Genomic DNA, 11,333 nt, shown 5'->3' with positions numbered 1-11,333 from the left:
AGCCTATTAATAAAGAGGTATGTAAAATGCGCAGTTTAACGGGGGAGGATTGTTCGGATAACAAAAAGACCTTAGTTATAAACTAAGGTCTTTGATGGATAAAACGCCAAGGTTGTTTCTTTTTACTGTTTAAAAACCATGTGTTTTAGTGACGCGGTCTACGGTATGACAGGTAGAACATATTTCTGATGCACGATTACGAGCATCGTCCTCACTGATCCCATCAACAATACCGCCATTAGATTCAATATGCGACACGGTGGCATCAGTACGATACTTTTGATGACAGCTTAAACATGCTCCAGTATCTGATGACATCCATACATCGGCTCCAGTATCGATATCGCCATAACGCCATACTCTGTCAGTGGCTCTACCAAGTTGGATCCCATCAGCGGTATGACAGGTTTTACAATCGGTTTTCAACACGGTTCCAGATTCAACACCGGCATATTTGAGGTAATGACCTTCAGCGCTGTGTGCTTTAAAGGCAAAGCTGGTCGATTTTTTGCCACCAGGGTAAGTATCGTCATTTTTAAGCGTCTTATCAGCGGTATGACAGGTTTGGCAATTGACACCATTGTCATAGTGATACACTTCTTGGTTATGGCAACCTTGACAGCTTTCTGTGTTGATAATGTTTCTACGTGTAGCAGTGGTTTGGCTAGTGTCTATTGCACTTGCAGCCATAACAAAATGGTATGGACTACTTTTAATTTCCACTTTCTGGACATCATCAGTACTACAAGCCGTTAGTTTAACTTCCGGTCTGCCGTAGCCACCATGATTAAAACAGGCTGTGACTGCTGACCATAGTTCAAATGTTTTACCCACATAATCTGTTGGTAAGGTGATCTTATCCCAAACTAAGGTCCAGCTATTATCTGTGTTGGCGGTACCTTCACTTAATTTAAGACGACGATTACTGTAACTGGCATCTTGATACGTTGGGTAGTTTTTGTCGCTGTCCCATGCCATAACGATACGGCTACCTTGGTCGATAAATTCTGCTGCAATAACATTAGCTGAAGCATCAGTAAATTTAATCGTAGTACTGAATTTCCCATCAGCAGTAACTATTACGTCGCTGAATACGGCGTTCATCGCTTGGGTTTCGTTATAGGCTTTCATCACATCGCCATGCGCTTCTTTTGCACTGCGACCATAGCCTTCTTCAACATGGCATGACGTACAATTTGTGCCGACACCAACATGTTGTTGAGACGCTAACTCTGTGTGACACGCAATACAAGCGGTATCACTTTTATTGGCATTAAACAGCGCGGCATCTTTGGGAGCGTTTGTGCCCTCGACGTGACATGCACTACAATCGGCAGCAGGTTTTTGCGGATACATCACGTTACCGTAATTATGTACTCCACCACCATAGCCAATCACTTTATAAGGTGCGGCTACATCGCCATCAACAGTGCTGGTTACGCGGTCTTGGCCTTTATGGATGGCATGGATCATGTAAGTGAAATCAACACTGTTACCGGTTTCAGGATCACCAGATGTTGCGGTATGACATGATGCACAGTTTTCAAGATCGATTCGACGACCGCCGTGCAATGCTAAGCTTTCTGGTTGGTGACAGGTATAACAAGCATTAATCGAGACAACATCGCGTGATGCAATATCTTCGGTTAAGCCAGTCGAAGGTTGAAAATCGTAATGAGCATTGGCTGTGATTAATGGTTGTTTTAATTCCAATGTAATGCGCTGAGTGTCATCAGCTTGGTAAGTGATGCTTAACGGCTCTGTTACTTGAGCAATATTGGTTTGAAAGGTGTATGAGTATGAGCCATCTAGATTATCAACTAAGCAATCGGCACATTTTGAAGCAGCCTCAACGTCAGCTTGAAATTGCGCAGAAGGAGCAATATTTGTTTCATCAGCAGGGATCCAACTTGCATTAGGTTGCTTGGTTGTATTGATATAAGACTGCCATTGATAACCACGGTCGACTTCAACTTTAGCGCCATCAGCACCGACCATTTCAGTAACCGGGGTTAATTGAGCGATACCAAAACGAAGGTCATGATCTTTTGTTAGTCCCAATACCGCAACACCATTGGCATTTTTAAGAATAAAGTCAACACTGACTTTTCCATCGACTACGGTTGCATCGGTAAAGGTCGCTTTTAGGGTTGATGTCGCATCTATGTTTACACCAATAATACCATCTGGCCCATCTTCGCCATTAGTACCATCACTGCCTCCACAACCCGATAGCGCTAGAGCAATAAGCCCTGCACTCAATACCGCTTTTGCAGCGGGACTAACTGTTATTGTCTTCATCATGTATTCCCTGCATTTTTTGTTATCTCGCATTCACTACTGGTTATAAGTGTGCGGATTTTATTCAAATCTAATGTTAGCTAACCTTGGCCACTTACTCATTGAATTATGTCTAGAGTTGTGACTGAGATCTGACTATTCCTTTATGGGTAACGTTGTTTGATGAAGATTTGCCGGTATTACTGAAATAAATAGGATAGTTCCAAAGTGTTAATACCGTTATTAGCATATTCTTGAATACGCTAAGTGATGTGAACCTGCATCAGTGACTTGTGCTCGACGTCATAAACGATTATCTCACCACTGTTTTTCTATTTCATCTGGCTATGTATTTATGTTCAATAGATTAATGATTCACGTCTGAATTCGTATTATGGGCAACATAAATTGTGTTTTTGGCATACTTGGCTTGTGAATAGATCGATTTATGTCGGTTAACCCATCCCTTATCCCATCTAGTATTCCCTGTTAAGGTTAAGTATTGCGCAGTTAGGTAGAGGATTGAAAACTTATTAGGATAAAGGCTTGATCCAGCCAATGGGTTAGGGGATAATCGACCCGTTCTGAGACATAAGCTTTGTATTATATGGTTCAGAAGTCAATGGTGACCCTAGGGTCCCCCCGCAACGATAACTTGTGAACTCGGCCAGGCCTGGAAGGGAGCAACCGCAGCAAGTGACTCGTGTGCCGGGGTGTGGCTCTAGGGGAACCTCCAATATTCCCCGTATTAATTCCAACAAAGTGTTGCAACCAAAATATTCTAACCAAAAAATTCCAATCAAAAAACAGCCGTATTGTATGAATAAATTATTCATGGAATTACCATAACCAGTGCTTACTAGAATATATTCATTCAATATCCGGCAAAACATCAGTTAATGGCAAGCATCAGCTAATGCCGGTGAAATTACTGTTGTTGTTCTGCTGCGATTTCAGCTTCTTCTTTTAAGCGTTTTTGCAAATTTGCTTTGAGGAATTGTCTCGAACGTTCTAGTGCTTCGCTTATCTCTGTTTTCATCTGTTTTAATTCTTGATAATTTTCGAAGAAATACGTATCAACTAAATGGCGAATGTACCTGACGGGTAACTGATTCAGCGTGACGCAGCATAAATCCGCTAAGTATTCTTCTGGCAACTCTTCCATTAGGCCTTCATCTCGCAGCATTTCCATTAATAGAACTTCATAATAGTTTCGGATCTCTAATTGCATTATTACGCTCCATTGAGACAGTTTGTTTTATCGACATATGCTTCAATGTCGAGATGTTTGTTTAATTTAGTGACGCAGTGTTATTGGTTTTGCATTGTCTGACACTGTGGTGACCAGATTTCATTGGCAGCAATTAACAATTGGCTATGTCGAATGGTTAATTCTGCTTCATTACGACTATAGCCTCCCCCTATTACTGCTGCAAGTGGGATGCTATGCATTTGTGCTATCGATATTACCTGTTTATCTCTAGCGAGAATACCTTGATTCGAAATGGCGAAATATCCAAGGTCATCATGTTGATGAATATCGACCCCAGCATCATAGATGATCAGATCTGGCTGATGGATGCGTATCAAGTAAGGTAATATTTGTTGTATGTGTTCAAGATATTGTTTATCGGTACACCCTTTATCCAGAGCGATATCGTGATCAGATTGTTGCTTTCTGGACGGGAAATTCTGTGCACAGTGGATCGAGCAACTAATAATATCTGGGCTGCCTTGAGTGAGTGTCGCGGTTCCATCACCTTGATGAACATCACAATCAAAAATGAGTACCTTATCCGCTTTACCTGAGTCAATGGCTGATCTCGCCGCGATAACTAAATCATTGAAAATGCAAAAACCACTGCCAAAATCATAGTGCGCATGATGATAACCACCGGTTAAGTGAACTGAAATTCCATGTTTAAGCGCTAATTCAGCACATAAACGGGTACCATTTACGGCGTGTAAGGTGCGGGTGACTAGCGCTGTGCTCCATGGGAAACCAATACGTCTTTGGGCTTTATGGTCTAAGGTGCCATTGATAAATTGCTCGATATACTGCGGGCAATGCACTGTATAGAGCGAATCTTTCGATATTGGCGTAGGCGTATGGCGATATTGCTCAAACAACAATTGTTGTTTGAGCGCGTGCTGGTATAAATTGTGATATTTAGTGGTTGGAAAACGATGGGTGCTAGGTAACGCCAGCTGTGAATAGCTGGCGTGGTAAACAAAAGGGATCGACACGGACATTAAAGTTGCTTGATTGCCCAACCCATAAATTCTTTACGCGTTTTGTCATCGGCTTGTAACCACCAATATTGCAGCATTTGTTCTGCTTGTGCTGGAGTCGGTTTTTGCGCCGTTGTTGCTGGCACCGTTACTGGTACAGTTGCAATAACTGGTGCACTCATCGTAGCAGATTCAATATCTGATTTGACTGCTAATGCTTGTATTGGTTGACTGCCGTTACCTGTAGCTGAAGCCGATAAGGTTTCAATATCATGTTGGTTTTTATTGTTAAACAGGCTAGTAATAAATGACTCTTCAGTAAAATTAGTTTGTTCTACACTGTAAGTTACCGCTGCATTATCTTGGCGTTTAATGTTGATTTGTGGTTTTTTAGCGAATGCTTTTGGATTCTTGATAACGTCACCGTCAGCGGGTTGTAATAGATATTGATGATCGCCATCAACCGTTAACGTCACAATTAAAGGTGTCGATTTTACAAAAGATTGACTGTCACTAAAGGAATCATCAACCACATCATGATAACGGACTGCAATTTTATGGGTGCCATTGGTTAACGCTAAATCCGATTGATGATTGAACATACTGGTTTCAACTTCTGCACCATCAAGCGCTAGGTACTCAAAAGACATTGGAATGGTTAAATTCGCTGCTAAGACTGATGATGATGTTAAAAATGCCAAAAGCGCACTTGTGGTAAATAAAGATTTCATTGTTGCTCCTTAACGTGGGTAACTTTGGCGAGGTCTTTCAAAAAGTTGAATACGCTCTTCAATATAACTGGTTGCTTGTTTGCACTTTCCTAAACGGCGATGCATAGACAGAATATCATTTTGCAGTTTTATTTTGTCATCACTATGACAGAATTCAAGAGTTGCTTCCATTTGTTGTATTTTTTGCTCTATTTTTTTTGCCCAATTTAAATGTTTATTGAGTTCAGCGTAGAGTTGATGGCTATTTTGCATCACATTACTGGCTATCCAACCAAATCCGCTGTCTTGTATTGCTTGTTGTTGTTTTTTTGCATATCGGGCTCGATTACTGGCTTTGCGCTGTTGTTCGGATTTAAGGTTGATGTGAGTGGTTAGCAATGCTCTGCGTAATGCACTAAATCGGTCTTGAATACGATCGCAACTGAGTTGGATAACATTACTGCCCAACTTAAGGTAAAGTTGTTTTTCGAGTTGTTTAATATCTTGACGTAACTGAGTGATACAAGGGCTTAGTTGGGCTCCTTGTTGGGCAAATAGCTGACTGTTAAATCGTTCAATTTCTTGTAAAGACTGTCGTTGCGAAGGCGCCAAATTCTGGTCGTGTATTAATGCGTCTTGCTCAAGTTTAGCGAGCTGTTGTTTTAACATTGATAGCAATTGTTGGGTGTTCATACCCATGCACTCCACGTAAGATGGACTGCAATCGACAATACCATAATAATGAATATTGGTTTAATAAAAGGTATCCCAAATCGAATCGCACTTCTGGCGCCGATAAATGAACCTGCCATCATGCATACCCCCATCCACAAGCCGAGCATCCATTGTACTTGACCCATGGATGCAAAGATAATGAGTGCTGTGATGTTACTCACCGCGGTCATGACTCTCGCTAATCCACAGCTGTGCAACAGAGGGAGTTTATACAGCGAGATAGACGATACCGTCCAAAAAGCACCAATACCTGGTCCTGCAAAACCATCGTATCCACCTAAAACAAATCCTTGGCTAATTTGTTTGTATTTTGGTGAACGATATTTTGGGGCCATTATATTTTTGTCACCCATCGCTTTGGGGCTAAATAAGGTATAAACAGCGATACTAATTATGAGTAGTGGTAATATTTTGTCTAACCATTGTGGGTCTATCAGAAATACTAAACCACAACCTGCAATCGACCCAACCAAGGTGGCAAAAAAACACGTTTTCCATAATGCAGGGTTAAATAAATGCTGTTTATAAAAGGTGTAACTCGAAGTAAGAGAACCAAAACAAGCGGCTAATTTATTGGTTCCTAATGCTAAATGTGGCGGAATACCAACGGTGAGTAATGCTGGAATAGACAGAAGCCCACCACCGCCAACTATGGCATCAATAAAACCCGCAAATATACCTATGACCGCTAATATAGCCCAATGGCTAGGGTCTAATAATAAATCCAACTCAATACCTATTCAATAACACGTCTAAAAGGAGGAAGGGCATCAATTAATGATTTGCCATAACGTTTAGTGACCAAACGACGGTCTAAAATGGTCACTCGGCCATAATCTTGCTCTTTTCGTAACAGTCGGCCACAACTTTGGACTAATTTACGTGAAGCATCAGGAATTGTCAGCTGTAAAAATGGATTACCGCCTTTTACTTTTAAGTATTCCGCGTGAGCTTGTTCTACTGGTGAGGTCGGGACCGCAAACGGAAGTTTGGTAATGATTAAGTTTGTTAAGTAATCGCCCGGTAAATCGAGGCCTTCAGAAAAGCTGCCAGTACCGAAAATGACACTGGGTAGACCTTCATCACAGCGTTTTTTGTGCTGTTCTAATATTTGTTGACGTGGAATAGCGCCTTGAACAAAAAGCTGGTCTTTGGGGATTTTACCTTCGACGAGCTCAACCACTTTATCCATTTGCCAATAGGATGCAAACAGCACTAATGTGGCCATTTCGCCATCGATAAGTGTCACAATATGTTGTGCAAGTTCGGTGGTGTAATTTTCGTCCGTAGGTTCGCAAACCATTTGAGGTATAAATAAAGTCGCATTATTTTCGTAATCGAAAGGGGATAATAATGCTAAAAATCGGCTGCCATCATTCATTGACAGGCCTACTTGATGAGCAAAATGGTTGAAGCTGTTTAAGGCTCGAAGCGTTGCACTGCACAACACCACGCCAGCGGCTTTTTGCCACAACATAGATTCAAGCATAAAGCCAACTTCTATAGGCGATGAGCAAAATAAATAATCTTGTTGTTTACCGGTAATTAATTCAGCCCAACGCGCCATGGGTGCGCCTTTTTTACTGTCTTCTTTGGCCATCATCTTCCATAACTTATGTAAGTTATCTAGCCGCTGTAAAATAAAACCTGTTTCTGATAACAACCCTTCCGACTGATGTTTAGGCACTTCACCATCTTTTATTGCTTCATTTAACACTGATACCACTTTATTAAATTGCTTTACCGCGGAACCTGATGCAGTGGCCAGATTTTCTGCCTGTATTAATAACGATTGTGGTAATTGGCCATGTTCAAAACGAAGCCTGGATTCAGGGTTAGCGAATAACTGTGGTTGGGTATCACAAAAGTGAGCAACCTGGGTCAGTAAATTGGTTAACTCTGTGGTGTGGTCAAGCATGGCCTGTACAGGGGCAATGATATGAGTGGTTTTGAGTTGATTTTGTAACTTAGAACAGGTTTTCGATGCTTTTTCTAACCAATCACATGCTCCTCGAAGTGTGGCTTGAGCACTGGAGAAATCTCTGGCAACTATCGGTAAGTGATGAGCTTCGTCGATAACATAAAACATGTCTTCTGGTTCTGGTAAAATGACGCCGCCGCCAAGTTCTAAATCGGCAAATAACAGACTGTGGTTAACAATGAGTACATCCCAAGTGTCCACATCTTCACGAGCTTTATGAAACGGGCAATTATGGTGTGCCGATACTTGACGATGACAGCTGTGTTTATCACAGCAAATTTGTTGCCACAAGAAATCAGGAATAGGGTGTTTTAAAGTATCAATTTCACCATTCCAGCGTTTTTGATGAAAATCTTGATGCAATTTTTGTAATTCGTTAATTTGACTTTGGTCGGGTTTAGTTTGCCATATGGCTATTTGTGAGCTGTCTTGTGCCCCTATCATGGCTTCAAGTTTGGCTAAACATACGTAACGCTGACGACCTTTTACCAAACCAAATTTAAAATCAATACCAGACTGTTGTAAAAAATGAGGTAGATCTTTGTGGAGTAATTGTTCTTGAAGTGCCACGGTTGCGGTGGCAATACAGACTTTCTTTTTACTCGAGATGGCTAAAGGGATTGCCCCTAAGATATAAGACAAAGATTTACCAATGCCGGTACCCGCTTCAACCACAATGATACGACGGTCTTTGTCATACTCGCCTGCTAAGGTTTTTGATATTTCCGCTACCATATAGTTTTGTTCGCGACGAGAACGAAATTGCGGCATAGATGCGGCAATTTCTTTATAAATGGTGCGAATTTGACTTTTTATGTTATCCGGTAGCATAGGAAGTATGATTTCTACATAGACTGAATTATGCTGTACATAATAACAGTGAATTAGCATGCCACGAAGTAATAAATCAAATTGAGTAAACTTGTGCCGGAATTCAAACCCGTTGTGACGCCGACAGATAATCCAACGACCAATAATCATGTGAAGGGACGAGTATTAACTCGTCATGCTATTTATCGGCATGGACAATTAGTGCTTCAATATTATATTAAAACCGCTCAAGGACCTGTATTAGCAGAGCTGTATCACAGTGAAGTGATCTGTTTCTGCCGTCAGCAAGATGTTAATCAATTAAGTCAAAAAGTCGGCTTTGCCCTTAAGGCTGAGTCGATATCATTGATGAGCTTTGCACATGAACCTATCAGTGCCTTGTATCTTAAATCAAATACCCAATTGAAATTACTCAGTCGCATAGCTAATGATATCGGTATTACTTTATTTGAAGCCGATATTAGGTCTGAGCAACGCTACCTTATAGAACGATTTATTGCCTTAGATATTGAGTGTTCAGGGCATTATCAACAGCGTAATTCAACTTCAACGATGCCTTTGTTATCGATTAATCGGGCTAGAAAAATGCCCGCCAACGAACTTGTTGATATCCCTTTGAAAATGGTTTCACTGGATTTTGAGTGCAGTTTTACGGGTGAACTTTATTCGGTTGGTTTATATGGTGCCGATTATCAATGTGTGTATATGGTGGGCGAACCGCAAGCAGAATGTCATGACTTCATTGTTTGGGTAAAAAATGAGATTGAACTGATACATCATTTAATAGCGTGGTTTAGCGACTATGACCCCGATATTATTATTGGCTGGGCAGTAGTGACCTTTGATTTAGCCTTGTTGTTCAAACGCTGTGTTTTACATCAAATTCCATTATTAATTGGTAGAGGTAATAGCGAACTGAGCTGGAAAGTGGCTGACAAATATCGGCCGGAAACATTATCTTTACCTGGGCGTGTGGTTTTGGATGGTATTGATTGGCTTAAAGCGGCGTTTTATCAGTTTGATAGTTTTTCGTTAGAATCGGTATCGAGGCAGTTATTAGCCGAAGGTAAAGCCATTGATCATGTTGAAAATCGTGGCCAAGAAATTACTCATTTATTTGAACAAGATAAAAATGCATTGGCTTTTTATAATATTACCGACTGCCGACTAGTGTGGGATATTTTTGAAAAAACACAGTTGTTAGATTTTGCTCTTGAACGCGCCAAGTTAACGGGCTTGGAGTTCGGCCGCGTGGGTGCATCGATTGCGGCATTTTATCATTTGTATTTACCTCACTTACATCGAAGTGGCTTTGTGGCCCCCGCACAACCCGCGAGCCAAGGTTTAGAAAGCCCTGGCGGATATGTTATGTCCTCTATACCGGGTTATTATAAAGATGTTTTAGTATTAGATTTTAAAAGTCTATATCCGTCGATTATTAGGACATTTCTTATCGATCCTAAAGGCTTAGTTGAAGGACTCTACGCGAGTGAAGTAAAAGGTGATGCAACGACAGTTGCTGGATATTTAGGTGCTCAATTTAGTCGGCAATCGCCTATTTTACCTGCATTAGTTGCCAGCCTTGCAGAGCAAAGAGAACTGGCCAAACGAGATAAAAATTCGCCGTTATCGCAAGCGATAAAAATTATTATGAACTCATTGTATGGCGTATTAGGCTCTCGAGGTTGTGTATTTCATGATGCTAAGTTAGCCAGTTCGATTACCATGCGCGGTCATCAAATTATGAAACTCACTAAGCAATGGATAGAAGAGTGCGGTTATCAAGTGATTTATGGTGACACCGATTCTACCTTTGTCTGGTTAGGAGATAATCATGGGATTAAAGATATTCAAGCGGTTGGTAAACACCTATCAGTATCAATAACCGAACGTTGGCTTCAATGGTGTGCAGAAGAATATCAATTAGACAGTTATCTTGAGCTGGAGTTTGAAACCCACTTTGAACAATTTATTATGCCTACCTTAAGAGGTTCGGATGAAGGCAGTAAAAAGCGTTATGTCGGCGCGGTGTCAAATGATCAGCAACAATTAACTCTAACCTTTAAAGGTATGGAGCAGGTGAGGAGTGACTGGAGCCCTATTGCAAGAAGGATGCAGTACCATTTATATGAATTGTTTTTTAAAGGTGAGGATGTCATTGATTATTTGAGCAATGAGCTGGCAGCAATTAAGTGCGGTGCTCGAGATAATGAACTTATTTTTAAAAAGCGATTAAGACGCAATGTTGAAGATTATACTGCAAAGTCGTCACCCCATGTTAAAGCCGCAAAACAGCTTGCCGAACTACTCGGTGACGTAAGTGTTACCCGAAAAGGACAACAGATTCGATATATAATGACACTCACTGGTGCACAAGCCATAGAAGTAAAACCACAAAACATTGATTATGAATACTATATTTGTAAACAGATTCAACCTATCGCGGAGCCCATTCTGCAACTGTGTGGCCATAGCTTTGACTCTGACTCTTCTACACAAGTATAAAAAATATTGAACTTCTGGGGTGAACTGTGATCAGATCAAGTAACTTCAGTTACTTAGAG

8 protein-coding genes and 1 other RNA gene are annotated in these 11,333 nt (G+C 41.0%); 2 read left to right on the top strand and 7 right to left on the bottom strand.

Annotated features, from left to right (window positions below; translation table 11 throughout):
* Positions 1-129: 129 nt before the first annotated feature.
* Complete coding sequence (locus HNW13_RS13980; RefSeq protein ID WP_192116010.1) at positions 130-2,304, bottom strand: OmcA/MtrC family decaheme c-type cytochrome; 2,175 nt, start codon at positions 2,302-2,304, stop codon at positions 130-132.
* Positions 2,305-2,911: 607 nt separating this feature from the next.
* Between HNW13_RS13980 and ffs the strand changes: the two genes are divergently transcribed.
* Positions 2,912-3,008, top strand: an RNA gene (gene ffs / locus HNW13_RS13975) — signal recognition particle sRNA small type.
* Between the two features lie 200 nt (positions 3,009-3,208).
* On the opposite strand, the gene HNW13_RS13970 is transcribed toward ffs, so the two are convergent.
* From HNW13_RS13970 to dinG, 6 genes are all read right to left on the bottom strand, one after another.
* Entirely contained in the window at positions 3,209-3,511 is a 303-nt protein-coding gene (locus tag HNW13_RS13970; RefSeq protein ID WP_101087795.1) for a late competence development ComFB family protein, read from the bottom strand.
* Positions 3,512-3,591: 80 nt separating this feature from the next.
* On the bottom strand, positions 3,592-4,533 hold the full coding sequence (locus HNW13_RS13965) for a histone deacetylase (protein ID WP_192116009.1): 942 nt from the start codon (positions 4,531-4,533) through the stop codon (positions 3,592-3,594).
* The gene (locus tag HNW13_RS13960) at positions 4,533-5,243 is read right to left on the bottom strand and encodes a DUF2057 domain-containing protein (RefSeq protein ID WP_101087798.1); all 711 of its coding nucleotides are present in this window, start codon (positions 5,241-5,243) and stop codon (positions 4,533-4,535) included. Before HNW13_RS13960 ends, HNW13_RS13965 begins: the two co-directional genes overlap by 1 nt.
* Positions 5,244-5,252: 9 nt before the next feature.
* On the bottom strand, positions 5,253-5,915 hold the full coding sequence (locus HNW13_RS13955; protein ID WP_101087800.1) for a primosomal replication protein: 663 nt from the start codon (positions 5,913-5,915) through the stop codon (positions 5,253-5,255).
* The gene (locus HNW13_RS13950) at positions 5,912-6,685 is read right to left on the bottom strand and encodes a TSUP family transporter (RefSeq protein WP_162022710.1); all 774 of its coding nucleotides are present in this window, start codon (positions 6,683-6,685) and stop codon (positions 5,912-5,914) included. Before HNW13_RS13950 ends, HNW13_RS13955 begins: the two co-directional genes overlap by 4 nt.
* 8 nt (positions 6,686-6,693) lie before the next feature.
* Positions 6,694-8,769 carry an ATP-dependent DNA helicase DinG gene (gene dinG / locus HNW13_RS13945; RefSeq protein ID WP_101087805.1) on the bottom strand — a complete coding sequence of 692 codons (2,076 nt, stop codon included), beginning with the start codon at positions 8,767-8,769 and terminating at the stop codon, positions 6,694-6,696.
* Between the two features lie 93 nt (positions 8,770-8,862).
* On the opposite strand from dinG, the gene HNW13_RS13940 reads away from it, so the two are divergent.
* Entirely contained in the window at positions 8,863-11,274 is a 2,412-nt protein-coding gene (locus tag HNW13_RS13940) for a DNA polymerase II (RefSeq protein ID WP_347813088.1), read from the top strand.
* The last annotated feature ends 59 nt before the right edge of the window (positions 11,275-11,333 follow it).

Source organism: Shewanella sp. BF02_Schw (genome assembly GCF_014596695.2).
Lineage (GTDB): Bacteria > Pseudomonadota > Gammaproteobacteria > Enterobacterales > Shewanellaceae > Shewanella.
The sequence above is the reverse complement of the archived record's forward strand: the minus strand, read 5'-3'. Positions and strand labels throughout refer to the sequence as shown.